The organism is Sandarakinorhabdus sp., assembly GCF_987265915.1.
In genome coordinates, this window is record NZ_OZ503948.1 from 3,203,303 (window position 1) to 3,229,107 (window position 25,805).

Below are 25,805 nucleotides of genomic sequence, written 5' to 3' on the forward strand. Positions count from 1 at the left end.
TCCTGTCGGAAACGCGAAAACGGCCCGGCAGCGATCAACGCCACCGGGCCGCACGCTTGCGGCTTACTTCTCGGACAGGCTACCGCCGGCGGCCTTGCAGGCCTTGGTGGAGAGCGCCTTGAAGCCCTGACCCTTGCACTCGTTCTGGCCCTTGCAGTCATGGCCGTAGGACTTGCAATCCGACGTGCCCTTGCAGGTGTTGACGCCATAGCAGTGGACAACCGAGCCACCCTTTTGCGCCGGAGCGGCATGGGCGACGCCCGAAATACTGGCAACGGCCACGACGGCGGCGGCGGCGGCGATGCTGAAACCATTGGACATGCTATTTCTCCTTGGGGTGATGAATGATGGTGCCGGGTTGGCAAAATACTGTCCGTTGCGGGCCACAAGGCCGTTACAACAGCCGCTGAAAAAACTACCAGCGCAGCAATTTCGGGCCAAGCAGCCAGCCAATCGCACTGACCGCAGCAATGCCTGCCGAATACCAGATCATGACGAACGCTGCCGACTGTTCAGCACAGGCAAGCCCATAGATGACGGATGCCACGCCGCCGGCCGCCAGCCCGGCCACGACCCCGGCGCGGCCCGGATTGACCGGCGCCTGCCGCTGCAGCATGACCAGCAGGGCGCCCAGGATCGGTAGCGCCAGCGCCGTTATGCGCAGGGAACACCACGGCCAGGATGAACCAGCGGCCAAAGCCGACCAGTGCGAAGCACCAACCTGCCACAACTGAAGGGCTGCGATGCTGGCAAGCCCGGCTGCCGTGGCTGCCAACGGGATCGCCAAGGCCTTGGGGGCGCGCCCCGGCCGGGCCAGGCGCACGACCGCGCCCGCGCCGATGCCGGCCAGCGCCAGACCATATAAAGCCTTCATCGCGAATGGCCCCAGCGCCGGTCCCGCCAGACCCGGCTGGACGCCGAGTGTCGCAACCAGAGCGGCCAGCGATACGACGCCGCCGATGCCAAGCGCCAACGTCAATTCGCGCTCCGCTTGGTGCGGACTGACGGGTTGCAAATCGGCGGTCAGTGCCAGGATGAGGTCATGATGTTTCATTGTTCTTTTCGCGTTGCGGCGGCGTCAGCCCAGAGTGACGGATCGCGGTGGATGTCTGATCACAGGTCCGCCGCCGGGCTCGCAATTGTTACAGGGCACAGTTTGACGCAGGGGACAAAGCCGCCGCCAAATAAAATTTCGCCGTGCTGTAACGCATCTGCTGGGCGCGGCGGAATGGCTGTTGTGACTTGATGCAACGCCCAATCAGTCACCGCGGCGGCTTGCCATTCCCCCCGGCAAGCCGCCGCCTTCCGGGCATGGATTCCAAAGAAATGAGGGAGTTTGACATGACCAACTACACTTCGACTGCCGTTCGTGCTGCTGTTCTGGTGGCCGCTCTTTCGGCTGGATTGACCGCCGCCAATGCCGCCGACAAGAAGCCGATGGAGAAATGCTTCGGCGTTTCGCTGGCTGGAAAGAACGATTGCAAGGCCGGGGCCGGCACCAGCTGCGCCGGGACCAGCACCGTCAACTACCAGAAGAACGCCTGGAAGCTGGTTCCGGCCGGCACCTGCACCAAGATCAAGACGCCCAAGGGCTTTGGTTCGCTGACCGAAAGCTGAGCCATCAGCGGATTGCCGCGAACAGGAGTTGGCTGTGCAACAGACTGCAGGCCTGGGTTTCAAGATGGAGCACCTCGATGAGGCTCTGGCATCGCGCGACCCAGGCCTGTGGTTTGAAGTGCATGCCGAAAACTATATGGTCGATGGCGGCCCCAGATTGGCGGCGTTGACCGCACTGCGCGCCCAACATCCGGTGTCTGTGCACGGCGTTGGCTTGTCGATCGTGTCGTCGGCACGGCCGTGGCCGGACCATCTGGCGCGACTGAAGCTGTTATGTGACCGGATCGCGCCGCTGCTGGTTTCGGACCATCTTGCCTGGCAGCGCTGGAACGGCGTCCACCATGCCGATTTCCTGCCCTTTCCGCGCACACGTGAGGCGCTGGCCATCACGATCCGCAACGTCGATATCATCCAGCAGGCGCTGGGCCGGCGGCTCTTGATCGAAAATCCATCATCCTATGTCGATCTGCCGGGCCATGAACTGGCCGAAGCCGACTTCCTCAACGCGCTGGCCTACAGCACCGGCTGCGGCCTCATTCTCGATGTCAACAATGTCTATGTCAGTGCGATCAACCTGGGTTTTGATCCCGGCGACGCCATCGCCGCCATCGATGCAGATGCCATTGGCGAGATTCATCTCGCCGGTCACAGCCAAGACAGCGAAACGTCACTGTTGATCGATACCCACGGCGCGCCGATCGCCGATTCAGTGTGGACGCTCTATGCGCAACTGATCCAGCGTGTCGGCCCGCGGCCGACCCTGATCGAGCGCGACGATGCAATTCCATCGTTCGAGCAGCTGATGGCTGAGCGCAACCGCGCGCATGACATGCTGGCAATATCCATCGGTGCACCATGCGCGCTTCAGCCCAATGTCTGAGCACGCCCGGTTCGAACAGGCGTTCGGCGCCGCACTGGCGGGCGACCATGATGGCTGGAGCGCCGATACGCGCATCCAGCAGGCCCTGATCATTCACCGCAACACCAGCCACAAGGCCGTCCAGGATGCGCTGGTGGCGAACTATCCGGTTGTTGTGCAGCTCGTCGGCGAGGCGGCATTCATGGCCTGTGCGGCGGCCTTTGTTGCGCAACATCCGCCGGTTGAACCCCGTCTGTGCCTATACGGTGATGGCTTTGCGCCCTTCCTGACTGGCTACGCGCCCTTTGCAGCCCTGGGCTGGCTGGATGACGTTGCGGCACTTGAGCGCGCCGTGGTCGAAGCGCTGTTCGCTGCCGATGATCGGGCGTTCGGCGGCGAGGCGCTCGATCTTGAACGCGCGCTGGCGCTGCGCAGTTCCAGCCGCGTGCTGCGCCTTTCGGCACCGGCGGTCTCCATCTGGCTCGCCCACCAGCCCGGCGGCGATCCGGACGGACTGGAAGACCTGGTCTGGATGGCGCAGACCGCGCTGGTGACGCGCCCGGCGGGCGCGGTGACGGTGACCCCCATCGACAGCATTACCGCTGATTTTCTTGATGATTGTAACGCCGGCCTGCCGCTTGGCGAAGCAGCAGCAGCGGCCGCAGACAAAGGCGGCAATCTGGCCACCATGTTTGCCGAACTGATCGGCGCCGGTGTGTTCAGAGCTTCAGATGTGGGAGAATGACGATGAACGGCACCGCCTTGGCCCCCTCAATGACTGCACGCAAGCTGTCGCTGTATGAGCGCCTGGTCTCCCCATTGAACCTGATCCCGTCGAACCTGCTGCTGCTCACGGCGCGCGTGGGCATTGCGGCGGTGTTCTTCCTGTCTGGCCGCACCAAGGTTGATGGCATCCTGCACATCACTGATTCCACCTATACGCTGTTTGAAACCGAATATTCCGGCGTGCCGCTGCTCGATCCCTATGTCGCGGCGCATCTGGCGACCTATCAGGAGCATCTGTTTCCGATCCTGCTGGTTCTGGGCCTGTTCAGCCGGCTCGGGGCCCTGGGTCTGCTCGGCATGACCGCGGTGATTGAGATTTTCGTCTATCCCGATGCATGGCCGACGCACCTGCTCTGGGCCGGCCTGCTGCTGCCGATCATCGCGCGCGGGCCAGGCGCCTGGTCGCTCGACAATCTGTTCGGCATCGACCGCCTGCGGCCGTCATATTGAAGGCGCTGGCGGGCCGGCACCATGTTTCGCGATCTGGCCCGGCTGTTTGACGATCCCGGCCTGGCGGTGCGCGTGCTGCCGGGCGGCACCGCCCTGTATCGCCAGGGTGATCCGGCCGATGCGGTTTACCTGGTGCGGGCCGGAGCGCTCGCGGTGCTCCGCGGCGAAGGCGCAATGGTCAGCCCGGTGGCCGTGGTCAAACCGGGTGAAATTGTCGGTGAGTCGGCCTTGCTGGCTGGAACGTTGCGCAGCGCAACGATTGTGGCACTGCGCGACAGCGAGGTCGTCGTCCTTGCTGCCGTCCAATTCTTCGCTGCGCTGGTCGATCATCCGCCGGCGATGGCCGGTCTGGCACAGCTTCTGGTGTCGCGCACCCGGATGGGCGATCCTGATATCCTGCGATCCCAACCGAAGATCATTGCAATCCTGGCGGCCAACCCGCCGATCAACGCGGCCGGCTGGGCCGATGGGCTCTCAGCCGCGGTGACCGCGCTGGGCGTGTCGGTGGCAAGACTGACCGCAAAGGACCACGGGCTGACTCCAGGCCAGTGGTCGGCCATCGAAGCGCACCATGATCTCGTCATTTGCTCGGTCGAGTTTGACGATCCCGCCTGGGGCCAGGCCTGTCGCCGCCAGGTCGATCGTGTGGTGATGATCGGTTGCGGTTCACAACCACCGCCCGCAGTGCCGGCGGCGGTGCGTGACTATGCCCAGCACCATCTCGGGCTAGTCGATCTTGTGCTGGCCGGTGCTGGCGGCATGCATATCGCGGCGTGGCTGGATGGGGTCATGCCCGCGCGGTTCCTGCGGGTCGCCGATCAGGCCGCTGGCGCCGACCGACTGGCCCGGATGCTGACCGGCACAGCCGTCGCGCTGGTGCTGTCGGGCGGCGGTGCCCGCGCCTTTGCGCATGTTGGCGCGGTTCGCGCCTTGCGGCGTGCCGGCGTGCCGATCGACGCTGTGTGTGGCACGTCGATGGGGGCGATCATCGCCGCCGCTGTGGCTGCCGGCTGGAGCGATGACGACATCGATAACCGACTGCGACAGGCCTTTGTGGCCAGCAGCCCGCTTGACGACATTGCACTGCCCTTTGTTGCCATGACCCGCGGGCGGAAAGTGGCGCGCCGACTGACGCAGCATTTCGGCGACATCGACATCGCCGATCTGTCGCTGCCCTATTTCTGCGTTTCAACCGATCTGAATGAAGGCGTCCCCGTTCTTCATCAGCGCGGCCTACTGGTGCAGGCGTTGTGCGCTTCCGTGGCGCTTCCCGGCATCTTGCCGCCCGTTGTGACCGACGGCCAGGTGCTGGTCGATGGCGGCGTGCTGCGCAACCTGCCATCTGAAATGATGCGCGGCCGCCATGGTGGAACCATCATCGGTGTGGATGTCTCACAATCGCGCGGGTTGATGGCCGCCGATGTCGCGCGGCCGCAGCCGCTGGCACGCTGGTTCCTGTCTGGAAGCTGGCGCCGCGGCCCGCCGATTGTGTCGATCCTGATGCGGGCGGCGACCGTTGGGGCCGGGCCGGAGCTGGCACGCAGCCGCGATGCCTGTGATCTATACGTGGTGCCGGATGTGGAGACGATCGAGATCCGCAACTGGCGGGCCTATGATCGCGCTGTTGCCGCTGGGGAGCAGGCGATGACGACGGCCCTCGCGGCGCTCGATGCACCCGTCGAGACACTGCGCAGGCGCCGCCTTGCCAAAGCGCGCGCCGATGTCATGTGAACCACCACACCAACGCTCTGGCGGGCAAGGGCCGCCTGGCAGCAGTAACGGCGCCGCCTCAATAGGCGGCGTTGCCCTGGATCAAGGCCGACAATTTGGCCAGGCCGCGGTGAATATTGACCTTGACCAGCGATTCCGATTGGCCGGTCGCAGTGGCGGCCTCTTCGATACTGAAGCCCTGCAGCTTGACCAGTCGGATGACGGCAACCTGGGCCGGCTTGATGTGGGTCATCAGTTCTTCGAGCACGATGGCGCTGGTGACCGACTCCTCATGGCCCTCAACAGAAGGTTCAAACAGTTCGTCGTCGAGCGAAACCGTGGGCTGACGGCCCATGGCGCGCAGCCGGTCGATCCACTTGTACCGCGCAATCGCGCCCAGCCAGGCCTTGAACGGCCGGCCGACCTCATAGGTGTGGCGCTTCTGGTGGACGGCGATCAGCATGTCCTGCACCGCGTCTTCAACCATCCCGGGCGGCAGGCGGCGCGCATAATAGCGCTGCAGCCAGGGCCGGATTTCGTTGAGCAGCCGATTGTAAGCGCCGCCATTGCCGGCCAGCGCGGCGGCCATCAGCCCGCCCCAGATATCATCAGCCGGGGCGGCCGCTGGGGCCGGGACAGGTTTGGCGGCGAGTGCGGTAGCGCTGTGCATGGACTGTCTCCACCAGGCGGAGGCGCCATGCCCCTGCCGATGAAACATTTTTCGCAGATCGCAGGCGCACTGCGAACGGACCAGACACGCATGGAGATCATGCACGCGGCGTATGCAGCGCGGGTCAAGCAGGGTTCAGAAGCAGATGATTCCCCGCCCTGTCACTGGGATGAACGGCTGGGATCGGGCGGTGGCCTGTGCCATGCCCGTGGTCAGGCAGCGCGCAGCGGCAAGCAGCTGGAATTGCCCGGGACGCCGAAATTCGCTTCAGGCTTGGCCGGTGATGCTGCGGACGATGGCGAGCACGTCAGCAGGCTCGGCACGAACGCGGAAATCCGGATTGACGAACGCAAACCGGATGATTCCCTGTTGATCGATCACGAATGTCGCCGGGATCGGCAGAAACCCGCTCGCGGTTCCATACATGCTGGAAAGATCAAGCCCGATCTGCCGATAGCGATTGATGACATCGAACCCGGCATGGATGGCAAGGCCCAGCGCCAAAGCGGCACCGTGATCGACATCGCACAATATGGTCGCGCGATCCCCGAGCATATTGGACAGCGCCGTGGATCGTCCGCCGACAAGCCCGGCCACCACGACAAGCCTGCCGCCCGCATCGGCCAATTCGGGAACCGCCTGATGCCAGCTTTCAAGCTCGAGCTGGCAGTAAGGGCACCAGTCACCCCGCTTGAAGCTGAGGACGATGGGCCCTTCGGCATAGAGGCTGGACAGGTTGCGATGGCGGCCCTGAAGATCGGGCAAGGTCAGTGCAGGAAACGCCGCGCCCACCTTGGGCGCACCGCTGCCCGCGCCCAGCGCCCGTTTGCGGGCAACAAACCCGTCACACAATTCCTGCCATTCGGGCGTGCCTTCGGCATGAGCGCGCAGCTGATTGGACAGCGTGGTGGCATTTGTCATCATGTTGTCACTATGCGCGATGCGATGGCGTATTTGAAGCGGGTGCGCGGTATGGGTTCGATAGCCAGCGTGCATTGCCGACCGACAGTCGCTTTGTCATCACGCGGATGCAGCCCCCGGTCGATTGGTTCTGCAAAGCGAGGTTCTCCATGCTGATGTCGTTGCTTGTTCTGGTCACAGCGGCCGCTTGCGCTTTCCTGACGGGTTTTTCAATCAATCAAGGCAGCACCTGCTCGGTCACAGTCGCCAAACAGCTGGTCCATAAGCGCGAACTGACCATGCTGGTGGGTTTTGCCATAGCGATCGGGGTGGCCGGATTGATCTGCCTGCCGATGGCCTGGCTGCTGGGCACGGCCGCACATGTTGTCCCCGATCAGGGTGTCTCGGCCAGGCTGGTGATGGGGGCGGCGCTGCTGGGCATCGGCGGGGCGATCATGGCGGTCGGGGCGACGCTTGTCCCCGGAGGCAATGATGCCCTGCTGCTGGCGTCCATACCGGCGGCCACGATCGGCGGGATCACCGCCTTCCTGGTGATGTCAACCATCGTCCCGCTGGTGCTGATCGCGCGCCGGGTACCGACCCGGTCAGGCCGCTAGCACCCGCGCACGGGCCATGTCGCGCAGCACGTCGGCCTCCAGCAGTGACGATCGCAGCCGAGCCGCCACCAGGTCGCCCATCGAGATCACGCCAACCATCTGGCCATCGGCCATGACCAGCAGATGCCGCAGCCGCTGATTGGTCATCCGTTGCGCCACCGCCATCACGTCATCGGCGGGGCTGCATGTTGGGGCCGGGCGTTGCATGATGCCGGTCAGGCAATGCCCCGGGGCCGCCGAACCCAGTTCGTGCAGGGCCATCATCATTTCGCGCTGCGTGACAATGCCCAGCGGCGCGCCGCTGGCATCATCGACAATGACCACCGAGCCGATTTCGTGATCCTGCATCTTTTCGGCAGCGGCCCGAACGGCCTGGTTGCGGCCCAACGTGTGGATGAGATTGCCCTTGTGGCGAAGAATTTCAGAGATTTTCATGACGGACCTTTCCAGAGTTGTCCCCTGTGCTCACCAATCCGGATTGGCAGCCGTCGCCGTTACAATGCCGCTCTGTATAAAACCCATGCGCCATCGGCATTTTCGTTGGCAGTGGTCAGGGGTTTATGCAGCCGGCATGAACAGCACCGATCCCGCCCCCGAACCGCTCCACCGCATCGTCATTGTGGGGGCCGGCTTTGGCGGCCTGGCCTGTGTTGAGGGCCTGCCCCGCTCCGGCGTCGAAATCACGGTGATCGACAAGCAGAACCATCATCTGTTTCAGCCGCTGCTGTATCAGGTGGCGACGGCGGCGCTGTCGCCGGCCGATATCGCAGCGCCGGTGCGCACCATCATGCGCCACCGCAAGGATATGCATGTCCTGCTTGATGAAGTGTGCAACGTCGATACCGTTGCCAAGGCGGTCAATCTGGTCAGCGGCGCCTCGGTGCCGTACGATACGCTCGTGCTCGCCACCGGGGCCACGCACAGCTATTTCGGCCGTGATGAATGGGCGCGCCATGCCCCCGGCATCAAGACCATCGACGATGCCACGCAGGTGCGCCGCCGGATCTTGCTGGCGCTGGAACAGGCGGAAACCAACCGCCAGGAAAATGTCGCGAGCCGGGACGAATATCTCACCTTTGTGGTGATCGGCGGCGGCCCGACCGGCGTCGAAATGGCGGGTGCCATCGCCGAACTGACCCGCCATTCGACGGCGATGGAGTTTCGCTATGTCACGCCGAAATGCGTGCGCATCGTCCTGCTCGAAGGCGGCCCGCGGCTGCTCGCGGCCTTTCCAGCGCCCTTGTCGGCCAAGGCGAAGGCCTCGCTCGAAATGCTGGGTGTCGAAGTGCAGCTTGATGCCAGAGTGACAGCGATCAACGCCGACAGCGTGGAGATTGGTTCGACCAGAATCAAGGCGGCGACCATCATCTGGGCCGCTGGCGTGCAGGCCTCCCCGGCGGCGGTTTGGCTTGGCGCAGATGCCGATCGCGCCGGCCGCGTGAAAGTGGCGCCCGATCTTTCGGTGCCCGGCCATGCCGATGTGTTCGTGATCGGCGACACGGCGGCGGTCAATGATATGGCCGGAAATCCGGTGCCAGGCATCGCGCCGGCGGCCAAGCAGCAGGGCCAGCACGTCGCGCGCATGATTGCGGCGCGCCTGCACGACAAGCCGGCACCCGCCCGGTTCCGCTATCGCAATTTCGGCACGCTGGCGACGATCGGGCGCAAACGGGCCGTGGTCGATTTCGGCTGGCTGCAGTTGAGCGGGCTGATCGCCTGGCTGATCTGGTCAACGGCGCACCTGTATTTTCTGGTCGGCTTTCGCAACCGCTGGGTGGTCGGTGCCACATGGACGTGGAGTTACCTGACCTTCGATCGCGGCGCCCGGCTGATCACTGGGCTCGATGCCATGTCACGGCGTCGCAACATTGCCGCCAACGCGCCTGTAACGTCTGTGGCGGCATGACGAATGGATGATCACACCAAGAAGGAAAATGTCGTGAAAGCAATTCTGATCAGCGCCGCCATCGCCATGGCGATTGCCGCCCCTGCCGCCGCGCAGCCGATCCGGCCCTATTCAACGGCAGCTCTGCAGGCGGCGCAGCGTGCAGGCGCGCCGATCCTTGTCGACGTGCACGCCGATTGGTGCCCCACCTGCCGCAAACAGGCACCGACGATCGACGCGCTGTCCCACGATCCGGCCTTTAACAAGCTGGTGATCCTGAAAATCGATTTCGATAGCCAGGTAGCGGAACGCACCGCGCTTGGCGTGCAGAAGCAAAGCACGTTGATTGTCTACAAGGGCGCGCGCGAAACCGCCCGCGGCCTCGGAACAACCGATCAGCAGGCGATCAAGGCGCTTGTGGCGACCGCGCTGCGCTGACATGTCGACGCTCAATCCCGCCCTTGCCTTTGCCGCCGGCGCGCTGACCATCCTGTCGCCGTGTGTGCTGCCACTGGTGCCGATCGTGCTCGGCAGCGCTGCCCAGCGCCACCGGTTCGGACCGCTGGTGCTCGCCTGCGGACTTGTTCTTTCGTTCACCGGCGTCGGCTTTGCCGTTGCGGTGCTGGGCGCGTCGGCGGGCCTTTCGGGTGACCTGGTGCGGTCGGCCGGCGCGGTTGTGCTGGTGCTCGCCGGGTTGGCGCTGGTGGTGCCGGGCATCCAGGCGGCGCTCGCCCGCGCGGCCACCCCGCTGGCGGGCTGGGCGAGCGCGCGTCAGGCCGGGCTCGACCGGTTTGGGCTGGCAGGCCAGTTTGCCATCGGCGCGCTGCTCGGGCTGGTCTGGAGCCCGTGCGTCGGTCCTACGCTGGGCGCGGCCACGGTGCTGGCGGCGCAGGGCAAGGATCTGGTGCAGGTGGCGCTGACGATGCTGGCGTTCGGCCTTGGCATTGCCACCGTGCTCTTGCTGCTGGCAACAGCGACACGCAGCCTGCTTTCCCGCTGGCGCGGCAAGCTGATGGCCACCGGCAATACCGGCAAGCGCGCGCTCGGTGCCGTGCTGTTGGCCGTGGGTCTGTTCATCATCACCGGCTATGACCGGCGGGTGGAAAGCGTGATCGTTGCCGCGTCGCCGGATTGGGCCATCACCGCCACAACGACCCTGTAGGCGGCGGCTTCATCCGGGACCAGTTGCCCAGGCAGATCATTGCCACATGCAACGTCTGGCGCCAGCGTTCTGGAGCATCCCGATGTTCACATTCGGCGCTGGAAAATTGGGTCAAACAGTTTTTCACCGGATGATCGGCATCATTGGGACGACCCATGATTGATCGGTCGGCCAAGGTTTGAAATTGCCGCCCGACGACGTCTGCGGGTTATAATCCAAGATCGCTCAGGCCAGGATGGTCATCGGGTCGATTGCCGATGGCCCAGCGGAACCTTCGGTCGGCCTCCGCAATCGGGTGTTCGTTGATGCTGGCGATGCGGCGTTCCATCAGGCCACTGGCGTCGAACTGCCAGTTTTCGTTGCCATAGGCGCGGAACCAGTGGCCACTGTCGTCGCGATATTCATAGGCGAAGCGCACGGCGATGCGGTTTGCGCTATGGGTCCAAACCTCCTTGATGAGCCGATATTCGAGCTCGCGCGCCCATTTGCGTGTGAGGAAGGCCTCGATCTGGCTTCGCCCGATAATGAATTCGGCACGGTTCCGCCACTGGCTGTCAGGCGTATACGCCAGCGCGACGCGTGCAGGATCACGGCTGTTCCATGCATCTTCGGCAAGTCGCGCTTTCTGGGCGGCGGTTTCATCGGTGAACGGCGGCAGTGGTGGTCGGCTCATCGGGCTTGTGCTTTCAGGCGAGCGTTTTCGGCTTCGAGTTCGACAATGCGCGTGTTCAGGCGTTCAATGGCAGCAGCGACGTCGGCCGCATCCAGCTTTTGTGGGATGTGTTGAGGACAATTGACGTCCCAGGCATCGACCGTGAACAGGATGGCCTGTTCGGGCTTGGCGCGGTAATTCTCGGGCATCAAGGCGGCGATCACCTCAAGATCATCCGAAACGCGCGCGCGCCCCCAGATCTTGATCCGGCGCCGGTGGGCGTAATCCATCAGGAACAGGAACGCCTTGTCATTGTCGGCAAGGTTTCCGGTCGAGATATACTGCTTGTTCCCGGTATAGTCTGCGAAGGCGAGCGTGCGGTCATCCAGGACGCGGATGAACCCCTTCGGCCCACCGCGGTGCTGGGCATAGGGCTGGCCGGCGGCGTTTGCGGTCGCGAGATAGGCGGTGTCGATCCCGGCCAGGACGTCGGCAAGGCTGTCATCAACAAGCGTGCGAAAGCCACCACGCGCTTCCTGCCGCTCATAGGCCTCACGCGAACCACGCATGGTTTGAAGCGCCTTGACGGTTGGCGTGAAGGCAATGTCGCTGGAGGGGGGCAGGTTCATCATCTTCACGCCCTTCGCCAATCAGGATGTCAGGCCGCAGCCGCGCTTTTGGCGCGTTCGAAATCGCCGTCGCTGTCGGCGGTCAATATGGCCGGCTGATATCGGATCGCCAGGCTGGAAGGGGGGTCAGGCGGCCTTGCGAGCAATGACAACCGGGAAGTCGATCTCGGTGCCAAGCACCTCGTTGACATAGTTGGTGAAGGTGTTGATCGCGACGTGCATGATGATCTCGAGCACCTGCGCGTCGGCGTATCCGGCAAGCTTGACCGCCGCGAGATCGGCATCGCTGACCTGGCCGCGTTCACGGACGATCTTGGCGGCGAAGCGCACGGCAGCATCGGCCTTGGGATCGTTCGACGCGCCGTTGCGGTTGGCAGTGATTTCGGCATCGTCGAGTTTGGCAAGGTTCTTGCCAAGATAGGTGTGCGCCGACAGGCAGTAGTTGCAGCTGTTCACCTCGGCGACGGCCAGCGCGATCCGCTCGCGGGTTGCAGCGGGCAAGGCGCCTTTGCCTAGCGCGCCGGACACGCCGAGATAGGCTTCAAGCGTGTGCGGGCTGGTCGAAATCAGGCGGAACATGTTGGGGACAACGCCGAGCTGGGCATTGACGGCATCGAGCAGCGGCTGCGACTTTTCAGGGGCGTCGGCAATCGTGGCGGGCGTGGGGATACGGGACATCAGAGCAATCCTTTGCTGGTAAACGACCGTGATTGGCCGGTGACGTTTACTTTAGGTGCTTCTTGTTTCATCCAGTATCCGGTATTTTCGGGAACTATCCTTCCATGAATTGGTAGCTTCGATGGACCGGCTCGATGCGATGAAGACGTTGATTGCCGCTGTCGACGGCGGCAGCCTGTCGGCAGCGTCACGCGCCTTGAACATGCCGCTGGCCACGGTCAGCCGAAAAGTGTCGGATCTTGAGGCACATCTGCAGACCCAGTTGCTGTTCCGAACGAGCCGCAAACTGATGCTGACCGAGGCCGGACAGGCCTATGTCGCTGCAAGCCGGCGTATTCTCGAGGAGGTCGACGACGCCGAGCGTGCCGCATCGGGCGAATATCGGATGCCGCGCGGGCACTTGACGGTGACCGCTCCCATCATGCTCGGGCGGCTCCACGTCGCGCCGGTGGTCCTCGATTTCCTGAGGGCATACCCCGAGATCACCGTTCGGTTGATCCTGTCGGACGAGGTGGTTGGCCTGATCGAGGGCCATATAGACGCTGCGATCCGGATCGGTCGCCTGGCAGACAGCAACATGGTCGCAGCGCGACTGGGCGAAATCCGCTGGGTGACATGTGCCAGCCCCGATTATCTCGCAACGAACGGAAATCCGGAAACGCCTGACGCGCTCCAGAACCATGACTGCATCATGTTCGATGGAGTTTATTCGAACAATCTCTGGACATTCGGATCCGGAACCGAGGCGCTTGTACAGCCGGTACGACCGCGCCTCGCCGTGAACACCGCTGATGCCGCAATCACGGCCGCAATCTCGGGTGCGGGAATTACGCGCGTGCTGTCCTACCAGGTTGCCCAGCCGGTCGCCGATGGCGCACTACAGCTGATCATGCGTCGGTTTGAACCGGATCCGATACCGGTACATCTCGTGCACGCCGGTCACACACTGCTGCCACTGAAGCTGCGCGCCTTCCGAGACTTCCTGGGCCCGCGACTCAAAAATCGATTGCTGGCGATTCCATAGAGCCGGCACTGGAGCATCCGCCCCTTTCACGCGGTTGGCGCCAGGGACAATGTGCGATCGATCCCCCGGGCAAAGGCGGGGCGTGCGAGCAGCGCATCGAACCAGCGCTGCACATGGGGAGCAGCGTCCAGTGAGACACCGGCGAACGCACGCCGCCACATCCAACCGAAGTGCGCAATATCGGCGATGCTCAGCGTGTCGCCGGCAACGTAGCGATGTTGGGCAAGAACCGCGTCCAGAACGCGCACGACGCGGTCTGCCTCATTGCCGAAGCGATCGATCGCAAGCGGCAGGGGTTCCGGTGCCAGCGTCCTGAAGTAACCGGCATTGCCGAATGCGACACCCAGGCCAGAGGCATGGAAGAAGAGCTGCTCAAACACACGTGCCCGATCCGCTCCGGCTGCTGGCAGAAGCTTCCCGGTTTTCTCGGCCAGATAGACGAGGATTGCCGCGCTCTCGGTCAGTACGAAAGGAGCAGCTTCCGCGCCATGATCGACCAAGACCGGCACTTTTGCATTGCGGTTGAGCGCAACAAAATCAGGCTGTTTCTGCGCACCTTGGCGGATGTTGATACCGTGCAAACTGTATTCGAGTGCCATTTCCTCAAGAGCAATGGGCACCTTGACGCTGTTCGGCGTGGCAAAGGCATAGACATCGATCATTTGGCTTCTCCTGGTTTCAGTTGGAGATCTGGTTGTGGCGCTGCAATTGTCGCAACGACCGGACAAAAAACGCCTCACCTCCGCCTTCGTTTCGATCGAAGGCGGGGGCGGCGGTTCAGGCGGCGTTCCTCGGCGCCCTCGGGGCCTCCCATTCCGCACCCTTCATGAACGGGTCGAGCGGCGTGGCGGCGAAGTGATTGGTGTAGTTCGAGATGAGCTTTGTTGCCGCGAGCACCAGCACATCAAGCATCGCACGATTGTCATACCCGGCCGCCTTGAACGCGGCGACTTCGGCAGGCGTGACGACACCACGGTTGCGCGTCACCGTAGCGGCGAAGGCCCGCAGGGCTTCGAGCTTGGCATCGGCGATTGCATCGCCATTGCGCACTGCCGTGATTGCCGCATCGTCGACCTTTGCCATCCGCGACAGGTTGGTGTGACCTGCCATGCAATAAGTGCAGGCATTCTCGTAAATGATGGCAAGATAGACGATGTTGCGCTCCTGCGGCGTAAAGCCGGTCTTTTCGGCGATACCCCACAACGTGCCATAGGCTTCGAGCGCGGCCGGGCTTTCGGCGAGCACGCGGTGCAGATTGGGGACAAAGCCCCAACCTTTCTTGACCTGGTCGAGGATGGCTGCCGACTCGGGCAAAGCCGTCACAGCATCGTGCAGAATGAAACCGTTGGTGGTCATGGCGAAATCCTTTCCGAGCGCCCTGATCGGCGCACATTTCAATTCGCCCATTCCGCCGATATAGAGAATGCAGCAGCTAGAGATATCAATTATGTCCCTAAGGAATGAATATGGATCGATTTCAAGCGATGGACACCTTTGTCCGGGTCGTTGACGCAGGTTCGTTTTCCGCGGCGGCACGCAACCTGGGCATCGGCCAGCCATCGGTGTCGAAGATCGTTGCGGGTCTCGAGGATCGGCTTCAGGTTCGGCTGCTCATCCGCTCGACTCGTCGCCTGACCCCGACCGAAGCTGGCATGGCATTTTACGAACGGGCTCGACGTGCGGTCGATGAAGCCGATGACGCGGAAGCGACCGCGCGAGGCCTGGGGCGCGGACTTGAAGGCCGGCTGCGCATCTGCGCGCCGGTGACCCTCGCCCGAATACATGTTGTGCCACACCTTTCATCGTTTCTGGACCAGCATCCAAAACTGCGGATCGAGTTCGTGATGGACGATCGCAACGTCGATCTGGTCGAAGAAAACATCGATGTCGCACTTCGCGTGGGCGATCTTGCGGATTCAGCCCTGCGGGCGCGAAAGATTTCAGCAGCGCCGCGCCATGTGCTGGCCAGCCCGGCGTATGTGGCCCGGCACGGCACACCAAAACATCCATCCGATTTGCTGAATCATGAAGCAGTTGTCTACGGGCAACCCCTCGGCACCAGCGAGTGGCGCTTTCGAAAGGGCACGGATGAAACTTCGGTTTCCATAGCTTCTCGCCTGTCGCTCACCGCTGCAGAGGGCGTACGCGAGGCGGTATTCGCCGGAATGGGCCTGACAATAGCGTCACGCTGGATGTTTGCCGATGGCCTGGCATCGGGACAGGTGGTCGAGCTTGTGCCGGAATGGTCGCTGGCGCCCGTCGATCTCTGGCTGCTCTTTCCAGCGGGGCGGCTGCCTTCCACAAAGGCACGCGCGTTCGGCGAATGGCTTGAAGGGGTCATCAGCAACAAGTGAGACGCTTGCCCCTTTGGCCCTGACGACCCCAGCCACCGCGGCTGATTTCACCGGTCTCCACCTCGGCGCCAGCTTCGACCGCGCCGCCTATGACAATCGGGCGCTGTCAATTGATGAAGGCTTTGGTGGCCTCACCGACAACGCAGCTATCGGCGACGACTTCTGAACCGGCAGTGCGATGACGCTGGGCGCTGAACTGACCCGGCAAGATTCGACCGCTGATTATCAAAGGACCAACGGCGCCAACCGCGCTTCGGTCGACGCCAGCCGGGGTTTCGGAGCCGTGGCCCGTCTCGGTTTCAAGGCCGGCGACAACATGCTGATCTATGGCTTGGCCAGTTAGGTTCGCTGTTCAGTTCCAAGGCGTTCCCTGATCCCGTCAAATATTTCCCTGTTCCTTCATTCGGTAAATTGGCTGAAAAAGCACGGGATTCCTGACTGTTCGGCAATCCAAACCAGCCAGTTTTCTGTGCGTTCCCTGTATTTTCCCTGTTAAAACAGGCAAATCCGAGTGGAGACCGGTTCGGTCAGGACTGCGTCGCGCACCACACGGTTTTCGGGTCAACCGTTTATCGGGGCCTAGGCTGTGCTCCCTTGAAAATCTGCCCGTTCTCCGTTCTGCGGCAAGGCCGCGCATGACCAATGGTCAGAGCCCCGATTCTCAAGCGCTGACTTGGGCAACGAAAACCCCGGAATCTCTCTTCGAAATTTCCCGGCTTGACCACAATTTCGTTGGCCTTCGTCGGCTGGGCCGCGAGACCGTACATCTCCGCCTGATGACCTGCCCACTGATTTCATCCAGCAGGGCTCGCAGCCCATGGCGCATCCATCCATTCCTGGCTGCGTGCTGCCCCGTCAAATGTCAGGATCAAACACTGACGGCTTGTTGACGCGGGTCGTGCCAATGATAGTCTTTGCCTCCGTGTTGGGGGCAGGCACATGGCTGATGCGCGTTCGGGGCTGACCTGCTTCACGCCGACGTTGGGGGCGGGTGCGGTCCCACGTGTCGTGTGGATTGCCTGGGATTCACCGTTTCGAGGCACAGGCCTTAGAATCGGCGACCGGCTCGTCGCCGTCAACGATAGACCCATTGCCGCATTGCCGCCGAACGACCTTCCCGGCCTGTCGAACGAAGCCGCGGCTTTCAATGCGCTCGGCCTTGGCGTTGGCTCGATTCTGACGCTGACCGTCGATCGCCGGACGCCGCCGCGCGGCTGGGAGCGTCTGACGGTCGCCGCACCGCTGGCCGGGCCGCCCGATCCCGCAACCGATGCCGGCGGGCGGCGCCTTGTCGCCTCTGGCGGCCCTGACACATACGACAACGCCGGCTTTTCGAGCGGCGGATGGTCCGGGTGGTATGACAAGTTGATCGTGAAGCTGCAGGCGCTGTTCGATACCGACCGGCATAGTGCCACGATGGTGACCCGCGCCGAGGCGCGCATGTTGGCCGAACAGGACGGCGCCCGGGTCGATCATGCCTTGGCGAAATTTCCGTGCGACTGGTCGCGGACACTGAAGGCAGATTATGACGCGGCACTGGCCGCGATGACTGGCATGCCAGTGACGCTGGCGCCCGGCGCGCTCGATTTCCGCCGGCGCGGCGAAGAACTGGCGGCGCAGGTGCGCGTCAAGGCTCAGGCGGCCTGGACGACGGCAAGCGCTGGCATCGCGACCGTATCACCGGCGCCCAACCCGGCGCGCGACGACGTCCGGGCGTTTGCAGGACGAACGGTGCTGCTGCCCGAGGTCAGCAATAGCGGCTATGTCAGCGACGCCGGTCACAATTGGTTCGCCTGCGGCGATGGTGGCGGCTACGTCTTTGTCGATGCCGAGGGCCCGGCGGCGCAGGCGATGCTCGTTGCCGGCCGTCGCTATGCCAAGCTCGTCAATCCGAACCTGGCGGCACGTTGGCGGATGACGGCCCGCCTTACTGATACGCCGCGGCTGATCCGGGTCGGCGACCGCGCCTTTTTCGGGCTGGTCGCTGAACCGCTGGCGGCGCTGGTTGGTGATGCGATGTTCGTTGACCTGTCGGGCCCGCCCGACGCGGTGCGCTTTGCCGGCGAGGATGGCCTGGTCGACGATACCCCCGATCTGCCGCCGGCCGACGCATCGCCATCAGACGTCGTTCGCGCCGTCATAGCGGCGGTCAAGGCCGGTGACCTCGCGCTGTGGCAGGCACTCCACGCCGATTGGCTGACCGATACGATCAGCAACGACAAGAACGAGCAGCGCACCATCATCCTCCCCGCCGCGCGGCGGATCGAGGACAGCCGCTTCGAGGATCAGCGCCGGTCGCTGATGGGGCGGGTGATCGACGCCTGGCCCGAATGGGAAGATACGCCGGTACAGCTGTTGGGGCCGCGGCCCGGCCATGAGGCGCCGCGCCTGGAGGCGGTGACCGTCTGGGTCCAGCACGTGGGTCTGGCCGAGGGTGCGGCGACTCCGACGACCTTCTGCGACGTTTCCGTGGAACCGCGCTGGCAGCTCGAACGCCATGCCGGCGGACCCTGGCGCGTTGCCCAGGCAGGGAGGCTCTGATGGCGAGCTTTTCAAAACGGATTGCCGAGATCGCCGACGAGATGAGCGCCGACGCCGAAAGTCTGGGCAAGGTTGACGCCAACAACGTGCTCTTGCTCGCCGGTGCCCGCCAGGACGCGCTCAACCGCATCATCGACAAGGTCGTCGACCCCGGCAACGATCTGCACGCGCGACCGGTCAACGATGCGATCGCCGGTTTCATCGATGCATTCCTGCTGCCCTACGGCCGGATCTGTGCCCTTGCCGATGCCAACAACCGCATCTACCGGCACGATGTCGCCGAGGATCATGCGTTTTTCCAATCGCTCAATGGCCTTGAAATCGGCGAAACGATCGATCGGCTGATCGCCTGCGAGGCCGGGCTCACCATGCTCATCGCCGACCTTCAGAAGAAGTGGGACACGTCGAGCTATGAGGCCCAGCAGCTCAGCCGCGCCGAGGCTGAAGCCAACGAGGCGATGCGGCGCATTGTCGAGGACGGCCAGAAGGAACAGGTCGCAGCGTGGTTGCGCGTCGCCAAGGCGATGGACGACCTGAACAGCAATGTCTTTTCGAAGATCGCCTCGAGCGTCAACGGCATCGTCGCGGCGGCGATGAGCGAAATGGGCTTCCCGAAGCTTGTGATCAGCGCTGTCGTCAACCAGGGGCTGGCCGGCAAGGATCTTTACATCAAGGGCGGCAGCCTGGGCATTCCCGCTGCCGATATCGCCATTGCGACGCCGTTCCTCAGCCGCGATCCGGGCATGTATATTGTCCAGACGCTGCCCAAGCTGTTCGGCCCCTATGGCGAAGCCCTGATCAGCTGCCTGCAGCAATATTTCAAAGTCAGCACCGTGTGGGTGCAGGGCAATTATGCGCGGCAACTGGAGGAAATCCAGCGCAAATTCCCCAACCGTGCCACCATTTGCGTCACATTCACCCAGACCCGGCAGGACGTCGATCGCTTCCTGCGCGAAGCCGGGGTCAGCCAGGCACAGGCGATCACCCAGTCGTTTCTCGATTCGCTCGACCGGTGGTGTGACGAGCAGCCGACCGAAGCGCTGAAGGCCGAGGCGCGCACCCTCCAGGACCCGATCAAGGAGGCGATTCAGCGCCGCTATGAACGGATCGTCAGCGTCTTCGGGGTATTCGTCCAGTCACAGACCGGCAAATTCACCGGTGCCGTCAGCAAGGCAACCGAGAATTTGCTGATCGATACCGACCCATGGCTCGACCGCGCCGATGGTTGGGCCAAGGTTTCGATGGACAAGGCGCTGAGCGACTGGCGCGCGAGCGCGGCGACGATCAACAACCTGTGGGACAGCGCCGACGATGCGATCTCCGACGCCTTTGGCAAGGTGCCCGGTGACTATGCCGAGCCGGTGACCAAGGCGCTGCGCAGCTATATCGCCACGCTCAAGAGCAATGTGACCCGCGAAGTCGAGCCGATCCTTGCCAATCTCGACCGCGCGCCGGCGGAGTTTGGCACGGCGAGGACGCTCCAGATGATCGACCGGCGGCCATTGCAGGCACTGCTGCGATAGGTGGCAACGGTACGTGCGTGCAGCTTCGTTGCTGTTTTCAGCAACACCCTACTGCTCAGGCGCAGCCGTGCGAGGCGGGTTCCGGCATGATGCTGCGCAAAATGCGCGCATTGCCATGCAGACGGCTGACGGAACCCATGGCCAGGACCTGACCGCGCTGATCCGCCCCGCAGCTGGTTTCAATCGAGCGAACGTCACCCGCCGGTTTCGCCATGATGATTTTGCCATCGGCATTGACATGGGGTGGTCCCATCTGTCTTGCCCGTTTGGGGGCAAAGTCATGCTTCTACCGGGTTTCGTGCATGTCGCCGGTGGCGGGTCTTGGGGTTGTGACGACGCGGCCCAATGGACCCGTGTAAGGCCGCCCAACGCTTCTGGCGAATGCCGGCTTTCAAGGCTATGCATACGCCGTGTCGTCCCGATCATTCACGCGCAAGGCAACATCGACCATCGCGTTGGTCATCATGTTGTTGTTTCTGGCGGCCATCCCAGTCGTTTTCGTGGTGGAGCGCGCGCATTCCGAAGCCGAAGCCTTGGCAACGCTCGATGCATTCGGCCGGAATGTGGCGGCGGATCAGCAACGGCGATTCACCAAGATCGCAGCGATCGAAACCAAGGCTGCCGAAGAAATGCGTGCGCTGCTGGCCGCGCCGCGATCCGCGGCATCGGCTGCGTTCGACCGGGATTTTCCGCTGGCAGCGGACGGCACCCGGCGCAGCCGACCGGCGCTGTTCGAAGGCGAGGTGCGCGCCGACGGCAGCATCATCACCGGCGTCGGCGCCTTCATCGGCAAGGCCAATGACATGCCGGAGCAGCGGTTGCGGACCTTGTTGGCCGCCTTTGATGTCTTGCGGGCAACAAGCGGCGGCATCGGCCCGGAATTGACCAGCCTGTATTTCTTCACGCCTGCCAACGATATCATCATCTACGCGCCTTCACGCAGTGACCGGCTGATATTCTATCGCGAAACGGCTCCCGCCAATCTTGATTTCCAGAAATCCAGCGTCGCCCGGGTCATGACAGCGGCGAACAATCCCGAACGCCGGCTGCGCTGCACCGATCTTGAGGAAGCCACCTACGATCCAACCGGCAAGACCTGGACCACCGGCTGCATGACGCCGGTCGATGTGGATGGAAAACATATCGGCAGCTGGGGCGTCAGCCTGTTGCTGCATGAGCTTTTCGCCGGCCGCATTCCCGCGGGGCCGCCGGGTGCCCGAACCATCATCGTCTCAAAATCCGGCCGACTGATCTTCGACCCTGCGCTCACCGTTCAATCTGAAAAGGCCACGGGCCAGCATCTTGACCTTGCCAGCGCGCCCGATCGGCGTTCCCGCGCGCTGTGGCAGTTCATCAAGGCCCGAAAAGGCGCTTCACGGTTCACGGGTCTGGTGCCCGAGCTGGATGCCTATGTGGCGCTCAACCCGGTGGCGACGCCGGGTTGGCACGTCATCACCTACTTCCCGCGTCAAGCCGTCATGGCGCAGTCGCTGCGCGCCGCCGTGGCGCTGCTCGCGGTCGGGCTGATCGTCAGCGGCGCCCTCATCCTGTGGATCTGGCTGCTGATGCGGCGCACCATCGGGCAACCCTTGCTGGCGTTGGCGGCGCGCGCCGAAGATATTGCTGCCAGATCGGGGCGATCCATGCCGCCCTTGTCGGTTGATGCAGACGTGCCGGAAGAACTTTCGCGGCTGGGTGCCAGTTTCGATGTGATGGAAGACGCCATTGATGCCGAGCGCAAACGGCTGAAACGCTCCTTCGATCTGCTGGCACAGACGGTGGAGAACCATGCCCTTTACATGCTCGACCGCGATGGCCAGATCCTGAATTGGAACCGCGGCGCCGAACAGATGACCGGCTTTGCCGCCGCGGACGTGCTGGGCCAGCCGATTGCGCTGCTGGCGCCCGCTGGTGGCGACACCGATCCCGATGCAACCCCGGCTGCATTGCAACTTGCGGCCAAAGAGACCGGCCGCGCCATCGTGGAGGGCTGGCGCCAGCATCGTGACGGCAGAAGTTTCTGGGCATCAATCGTCACCGAAGCGATCATGGATGAAGGCGGCCAGCTGATCGGCTTTGCCGAAATCATGCGCGATATCACGGATGAGCGGCAGCAACGCCTGAAGCTGCAGGAAAGCCTGCGCCTGTTGACGTTGGCCGAGGATATGGCCGCCATTGGCCATTGGCGGTTCCGCACCGGGCATGACGAGGTCGAATGGTCGGCCGGCACCTATCGCATCCATGGTTTGCCGCACGGCATGCCGGTAACCATGGCCATGGTCATGGAATTCTATGCGCCTGGGCAGCGCTCCGGTGTGGATGCGATGATCGACGCGCTGCTGAAGGACGGCAAGGCCCGCCGGATCACCACCGAAATCATCCGGGCCGATGGCGTGCATCGCCATGTTGTCATCGAATCCTCGCCGGAGCGGGACGAGACCGGTGAACTGGTCGCGATCTTTGGCGTGATGCGCGACATCACCGAAGAGCTTGAAGCCAAGCGGCGGCTGACCGATGCCCGCGAAGCGGCCGATGCCGCCGCACAGGCGCGCGCCGAACTGCTGACCACCGTCAGCCACGAGATCAGGACACCGATGACCGGTATCATCGGCATGCTCGACCTGATGACCGAGACCGGGGGGCAGTTGCCCACCACCATGTCGGTGGCTGGCATTGCGCGATCGGCCCGCACGTTGATGGTGATTCTCGATGATGTGCTGGAACATTCGCGGATGGAAAGCGGCGCGCTGCGCCTTGAAAGCATCGATTTCGATCTGGGCGACGTCATCGAACAGACGGCGCAATTGTTTCGACCGCTGGCCGTCTCGAAAGGCATCGAGATCAATGTCGCGGCGCAGGGCCTGGGGAGAGTGACGGGAGACCCGTCGCGGATGCAGCAGATCTTGTCGAACCTGGTCGGCAACGCGGTCAAATTCACCGCTGCCGGCGGGGTAAGCCTGGTCGCCGTGCGTCTGGCGGGTGACATGGTGCGGATCGAAGTCGTCGACAGCGGCATCGGCATTGCCGCCGATGCCTTGCCCAAGCTGTTCACGCCGTTTCGCCAGGCCGAAGCCGGCATTGCCCGCACCCACGGCGGGACCGGTCTGGGCCTGTCGATCAGCCGCCGGCTGGCCGAAGCGATGGGCGGGCGGATCGGCGCCACCAGCACCAAGGGCCAGGGCAGCTGCTTCTGGGTTGAACTCTCCTTCCCGGCGGCCGACACAGCCGCAAGCCTGCCCGTTGTAGCGCCGATGCTGTTGACGCCGGCCGGACAGCCGCCACGGATCCTTGTTGTCGAGGACAATGCCACGACGCGGCTGGTTACCGAGGGGCATTTGCAGGCGCTTGGCTGTGATGTGGTCATTGTCGGCGATGGCATGGCGGCGATGGAGCAGATGTTTTCCGGCCATTTCGACGTGGTGTTGATGGACAATCAGCTGCCGCTGCTCGACGGGGCGGCGGCGACGGCGCTGGCCAGGCTGCTGCCAGGCGTTGCGGGCCGCGTGCCGATCATCGGGTTCACGGCTGGCACCAGCACGACCGAGCGGCTGTTGGATGACGCTGGCGTCGACGGCATCCTGCGCAAACCCTTTGACCGCGAGCGGCTTGCCGAAAGCCTCGCGAGGATGTTGGCGCGACCCGCTGAAGTCGACGATGCGGACCCGGACTCGGCCTTGCAGGGGCTGTTTCATTCGTTGCCGGCGGCAGCACGCGCCAAGCTTGGCAAAAGCGTCGAGGCAGATGTGAAGCAGCAAGTGCTGGCGCTGCTGACAGCGATCGCGCAAAATGAGCGCATCCCGGCGCAACGCGCCTTGCATGCGCTGGCAGGGGTTGCCGGCATACTCGGCGAAACTTCGCTTGCGGCACGCTGCGCCTTTGGTGAGGCCTTGGTGCAGGCCGCCGATCCAGCGCGCTGCCAATGGTTTGGAGCGGCGATCGCGTGCGAAACCGAAATTGTGCTGGGGCGCGTTGCGGCTGCGTTGGAAAAGGCGACCGCGCCATGACGGAAAGCAGCGCTGATCTTGCCGCGCAATATGCCTTGCTGGAACGCCGCGTGAAACGGGCGGAGGCGGCGCGCGCCGAGGCAGAGGACTTGCTCGAACGCCGGTCACGCGAGTTGGATCGCAGCAATCGCGATCTGCGCCAGCGCGAGCAATTGCTGGTCGCCCAGCTCGACATCGGCAACCGCAACCTGCTGCAAGCCCAGCGGCTGGGTGGCATCGCCAGCTTTTATGGCAGCAAGGGCGAGAGTTTCCGCGCCTCCGAGGCGCTCGCCGATATCATCGGTCACCCAGGCGACCGCGCGGTGACGGTGGAGGATGTGGCGCGGGTGCTGCACCCGCTCGACCGCGACCGGGTGATTGCCTTCCAGATGGATTTCTTTGCCAACGCGCAGACGGGCCGGGACTATCACTATGAATGCCGGATCATCCGGCCCGACCAGTCCGTGCGCTGGTTGCGCTGGACTGTCCGCCAAAGCCTTACCGACGACAACCGACCGAGCATCTCCGGAACGGTTCAGGACATCACGGCCCAGCGCGCCGCCCAGCGCCGCACCGAAGCGTTGCAACTGATCAGCCAGCGCAATCTGCTGCGCTTGCGGCGGACCGACGCCTTGCTCGCCGAGCGCGTCATCGAACTTGAACGCAGCGCCAGCGCCCTGGCCGAAAGCCACGCGCGAACCGATGCGGCCTATGCGGCCAAGGACCAGTTTCTGGCCCGGATGAGCCACAAGATCCGGACGCCGATGAACGGTGTGCTCGGCATGATGACGGCGCTGGCACAAACCCAGCTGGATCCGCAACAACAACAGCAGCTGAAGCTGGCAAGGGCGGCGGGCGATGAACTGCGCATCCTCATCGATGAGATCATCGACATCGCCGATGCTGGCACCGACGCGCCGCGGCCATCGCTTCCCCAGCCGGTTCCGGAAACGCAAGCCGAGGATGGGCCATTGACTGTCGCCGGGCGGCGACCCCGGATCATGGTGGCCGAGGATATCGAAACCAACCAGATCGTCTTGACCAGCATGCTGGATTCGATCGGCTGCGATCATCTGGTGGTTGGCAATGGCGCATTGGCCGTGGAAGCGGCGCGGCTGGGCGGGATCGATGCCATATTGATGGACATCCAGATGCCGATCATGGACGGCGCCGAAGCGACGCGCGAAATCCGCCAGCTGGCCGGCGCAGCTGGCGCTGTGCCAATCATCGGTGTGACGGCACAGGCGATCCAGTCCGAACGGGACGCCCTGAAGAGCGCCGGCATGAACTTATGCCTGGCCAAGCCAATCTCCGTACCGATGCTGGTGGGGGCCTTGCGGAGCATTCTAACAGCGAAACCGGCAATCGATGCCAAGTTGTTTCTGGCGGCGATGTCCGCGCTGCCGGTTGCGCGTCGTGGGGCGCTTTTTGATCAGGTGTCGCGCGACCTGACGCAGCTTGCGCAGGATTTTGCCACATCCACATCGAACGATGATGAGGCAGGGGTACGCCGGGCCCGGCACAGCCTGATCGGCGTTGCCGGCAACTTCGGTGTTGCAGGTCTCACCGCGCTGCTGGACGCGAGCCGGGATCAGCCGCACCCTGATCATGACACTGCTGCGGCGCTGACCGCCATCGTTGAAGCGGCGATCAGCGAAGGCCGCGCCCTGCTGCAAGGTGCGCTCCTCCACAATCGCCGCGCCACCGATCAATAGGCGCCGTGCCCGTCGATCACCGCTGGAATGGTCCGCAGCAGCAGCCCGGC

General features: G+C 63.6%; 28 protein-coding genes. 17 read left to right on the forward strand and 11 right to left on the reverse strand.

Annotated features, from left to right (window positions below; genetic code table 11):
* Positions 1-63: 63 nt before the first annotated feature.
* Both bufA2 and AC6UUM_RS15215 read right to left on the reverse strand, forming a co-directional pair.
* On the reverse strand, positions 64-321 hold the full coding sequence (gene bufA2 / locus AC6UUM_RS15210; protein WP_500803086.1) for a BufA2 family periplasmic bufferin-type metallophore: 258 nt from the start codon (positions 319-321) through the stop codon (positions 64-66).
* Between the two features lie 94 nt (positions 322-415).
* The gene (locus AC6UUM_RS15215; protein WP_500803087.1) at positions 416-1,054 is read right to left on the reverse strand and encodes an NrsF family protein; all 639 of its coding nucleotides are present in this window, start codon (positions 1,052-1,054) and stop codon (positions 416-418) included.
* Between the two features lie 287 nt (positions 1,055-1,341).
* Here AC6UUM_RS15215 and AC6UUM_RS15220 point away from each other — a divergent pair, with 287 nt between their 5' ends.
* From AC6UUM_RS15220 to AC6UUM_RS15240, 5 genes are read left to right on the forward strand one after another with little or no spacing between them, the layout of a single operon-like run.
* A complete protein-coding gene (locus AC6UUM_RS15220) occupies positions 1,342-1,617 on the forward strand; it encodes a BufA1 family periplasmic bufferin-type metallophore (RefSeq protein WP_500803088.1) in 276 nt (91 codons plus the stop codon).
* 34 nt (positions 1,618-1,651) lie between these two features.
* Positions 1,652-2,497, forward strand: a complete 846-nt coding sequence (gene bufB, locus AC6UUM_RS15225; RefSeq protein ID WP_500803089.1) for an MNIO family bufferin maturase — start codon at positions 1,652-1,654, stop codon at positions 2,495-2,497.
* Positions 2,490-3,221, forward strand: coding sequence for an HvfC/BufC family peptide modification chaperone (locus AC6UUM_RS15230; protein WP_500803090.1), 732 nt, complete (start codon positions 2,490-2,492; stop codon positions 3,219-3,221). Before bufB ends, AC6UUM_RS15230 begins: the two co-directional genes overlap by 8 nt.
* 29 nt (positions 3,222-3,250) lie before the next feature.
* Positions 3,251-3,712, forward strand: coding sequence for a DoxX family protein (locus AC6UUM_RS15235; RefSeq protein WP_500803091.1), 462 nt, complete (start codon positions 3,251-3,253; stop codon positions 3,710-3,712).
* 21 nt (positions 3,713-3,733) lie between these two features.
* Positions 3,734-5,443, forward strand: a complete 1,710-nt coding sequence (locus tag AC6UUM_RS15240; RefSeq protein WP_500803092.1) for a patatin-like phospholipase family protein — start codon at positions 3,734-3,736, stop codon at positions 5,441-5,443.
* Positions 5,444-5,501: 58 nt separating this feature from the next.
* Here the strand turns inward: AC6UUM_RS15240 and AC6UUM_RS15245 are convergent, their stop codons facing one another.
* On the reverse strand, positions 5,502-6,011 hold the full coding sequence (locus AC6UUM_RS15245) for a sigma-70 family RNA polymerase sigma factor (RefSeq protein WP_500804992.1): 510 nt from the start codon (positions 6,009-6,011) through the stop codon (positions 5,502-5,504).
* Between the two features lie 348 nt (positions 6,012-6,359).
* Complete coding sequence (locus AC6UUM_RS15250; protein WP_500803093.1) at positions 6,360-7,016, reverse strand: peroxiredoxin-like family protein; 657 nt, start codon at positions 7,014-7,016, stop codon at positions 6,360-6,362.
* 104 nt (positions 7,017-7,120) lie between these two features.
* Between AC6UUM_RS15250 and AC6UUM_RS15255 the strand changes: the two genes are divergently transcribed.
* Positions 7,121-7,609: a hypothetical protein gene (locus tag AC6UUM_RS15255; protein ID WP_500803094.1), complete on the forward strand. Its 489-nt coding sequence runs from the start codon at positions 7,121-7,123 to the stop codon at positions 7,607-7,609.
* Here AC6UUM_RS15255 and AC6UUM_RS15260 read toward each other — a convergent pair.
* Entirely contained in the window at positions 7,598-8,044 is a 447-nt protein-coding gene (locus AC6UUM_RS15260; protein ID WP_500803095.1) for a CBS domain-containing protein, read from the reverse strand. The two genes, AC6UUM_RS15255 and AC6UUM_RS15260, sit on opposite strands and share 12 nt — an antisense overlap.
* A 136-nt stretch (positions 8,045-8,180) precedes the next feature.
* Here AC6UUM_RS15260 and AC6UUM_RS15265 point away from each other — a divergent pair, with 136 nt between their 5' ends.
* From AC6UUM_RS15265 to AC6UUM_RS15275, 3 genes are all read left to right on the forward strand, one after another.
* On the forward strand, positions 8,181-9,515 hold the full coding sequence (locus AC6UUM_RS15265; protein WP_500803096.1) for an NAD(P)/FAD-dependent oxidoreductase: 1,335 nt from the start codon (positions 8,181-8,183) through the stop codon (positions 9,513-9,515).
* Between the two features lie 66 nt (positions 9,516-9,581).
* Positions 9,582-9,932, forward strand: a complete 351-nt coding sequence (locus tag AC6UUM_RS15270) for a thioredoxin family protein (protein WP_500803097.1) — start codon at positions 9,582-9,584, stop codon at positions 9,930-9,932.
* A 1-nt stretch (position 9,933) separates the two neighbouring features.
* A complete protein-coding gene (locus tag AC6UUM_RS15275; RefSeq protein WP_500803098.1) occupies positions 9,934-10,656 on the forward strand; it encodes a cytochrome c biogenesis CcdA family protein in 723 nt (240 codons plus the stop codon).
* A gap of 208 nt (positions 10,657-10,864) precedes the next feature.
* On the opposite strand, the gene AC6UUM_RS15280 is transcribed toward AC6UUM_RS15275, so the two are convergent.
* The 3 genes from AC6UUM_RS15280 to AC6UUM_RS15290 all read right to left on the reverse strand — a co-directional run bounded on the left by AC6UUM_RS15280 (position 10,865) and on the right by AC6UUM_RS15290 (position 12,615).
* Positions 10,865-11,329: a nuclear transport factor 2 family protein gene (locus AC6UUM_RS15280; RefSeq protein WP_500803099.1), complete on the reverse strand. Its 465-nt coding sequence runs from the start codon at positions 11,327-11,329 to the stop codon at positions 10,865-10,867.
* Positions 11,326-11,958 (reverse strand): pyridoxamine 5'-phosphate oxidase family protein, encoded by a 633-nt coding sequence (locus AC6UUM_RS15285; RefSeq protein WP_500803100.1) that lies wholly within the window; start codon positions 11,956-11,958, stop codon positions 11,326-11,328. Before AC6UUM_RS15285 ends, AC6UUM_RS15280 begins: the two co-directional genes overlap by 4 nt.
* 105 nt (positions 11,959-12,063) lie before the next feature.
* A complete protein-coding gene (locus tag AC6UUM_RS15290; RefSeq protein ID WP_500803101.1) occupies positions 12,064-12,615 on the reverse strand; it encodes a carboxymuconolactone decarboxylase family protein in 552 nt (183 codons plus the stop codon).
* Positions 12,616-12,736: 121 nt separating this feature from the next.
* Here AC6UUM_RS15290 and AC6UUM_RS15295 point away from each other — a divergent pair, with 121 nt between their 5' ends.
* Positions 12,737-13,639 (forward strand): LysR family transcriptional regulator, encoded by a 903-nt coding sequence (locus AC6UUM_RS15295; RefSeq protein ID WP_500803102.1) that lies wholly within the window; start codon positions 12,737-12,739, stop codon positions 13,637-13,639.
* A 26-nt stretch (positions 13,640-13,665) separates the two neighbouring features.
* Here AC6UUM_RS15295 and AC6UUM_RS15300 read toward each other — a convergent pair whose 3' ends face one another.
* A complete protein-coding gene (locus tag AC6UUM_RS15300; RefSeq protein WP_500803103.1) occupies positions 13,666-14,301 on the reverse strand; it encodes a glutathione S-transferase family protein in 636 nt (211 codons plus the stop codon).
* A gap of 115 nt (positions 14,302-14,416) precedes the next feature.
* Positions 14,417-14,995 carry a carboxymuconolactone decarboxylase family protein gene (locus AC6UUM_RS15305; RefSeq protein WP_500803104.1) on the reverse strand — a complete coding sequence of 193 codons (579 nt, stop codon included), beginning with the start codon at positions 14,993-14,995 and terminating at the stop codon, positions 14,417-14,419.
* Between the two features lie 110 nt (positions 14,996-15,105).
* On the opposite strand from AC6UUM_RS15305, the gene AC6UUM_RS15310 reads away from it, so the two are divergent.
* The 5 genes from AC6UUM_RS15310 (at position 15,106) to AC6UUM_RS15330 (ending at position 20,057) form a co-directional block, all read left to right on the forward strand.
* Positions 15,106-15,993, forward strand: a complete 888-nt coding sequence (locus AC6UUM_RS15310) for a LysR family transcriptional regulator (RefSeq protein ID WP_500803105.1) — start codon at positions 15,106-15,108, stop codon at positions 15,991-15,993.
* A 13-nt stretch (positions 15,994-16,006) separates the two neighbouring features.
* A complete protein-coding gene (locus AC6UUM_RS15315) occupies positions 16,007-16,159 on the forward strand; it encodes a hypothetical protein (protein WP_500803106.1) in 153 nt (50 codons plus the stop codon).
* Positions 16,160-16,171: 12 nt separating this feature from the next.
* On the forward strand, positions 16,172-16,336 hold the full coding sequence (locus tag AC6UUM_RS15320) for a hypothetical protein (protein ID WP_500803107.1): 165 nt from the start codon (positions 16,172-16,174) through the stop codon (positions 16,334-16,336).
* A gap of 596 nt (positions 16,337-16,932) precedes the next feature.
* Positions 16,933-18,534, forward strand: coding sequence for a PDZ domain-containing protein (locus AC6UUM_RS15325; RefSeq protein WP_500803108.1), 1,602 nt, complete (start codon positions 16,933-16,935; stop codon positions 18,532-18,534).
* Positions 18,534-20,057 (forward strand): hypothetical protein, encoded by a 1,524-nt coding sequence (locus AC6UUM_RS15330; RefSeq protein WP_500803109.1) that lies wholly within the window; start codon positions 18,534-18,536, stop codon positions 20,055-20,057. The genes AC6UUM_RS15325 and AC6UUM_RS15330 overlap by 1 nt, the downstream gene beginning before the upstream one ends.
* A 55-nt stretch (positions 20,058-20,112) precedes the next feature.
* Here the strand turns inward: AC6UUM_RS15330 and AC6UUM_RS15335 are convergent, their stop codons facing one another.
* Positions 20,113-20,271, reverse strand: coding sequence for a hypothetical protein (locus AC6UUM_RS15335; RefSeq protein WP_500803110.1), 159 nt, complete (start codon positions 20,269-20,271; stop codon positions 20,113-20,115).
* Positions 20,272-20,467: 196 nt separating this feature from the next.
* Here AC6UUM_RS15335 and AC6UUM_RS15340 point away from each other — a divergent pair, with 196 nt between their 5' ends.
* Positions 20,468-24,061 carry an ATP-binding protein gene (locus tag AC6UUM_RS15340; protein ID WP_500803111.1) on the forward strand — a complete coding sequence of 1,198 codons (3,594 nt, stop codon included), beginning with the start codon at positions 20,468-20,470 and terminating at the stop codon, positions 24,059-24,061.
* On the forward strand, positions 24,058-25,755 hold the full coding sequence (locus AC6UUM_RS15345; protein ID WP_500803112.1) for a response regulator: 1,698 nt from the start codon (positions 24,058-24,060) through the stop codon (positions 25,753-25,755). Before AC6UUM_RS15340 ends, AC6UUM_RS15345 begins: the two co-directional genes overlap by 4 nt.
* Positions 25,756-25,805 lie beyond the last annotated feature (50 nt).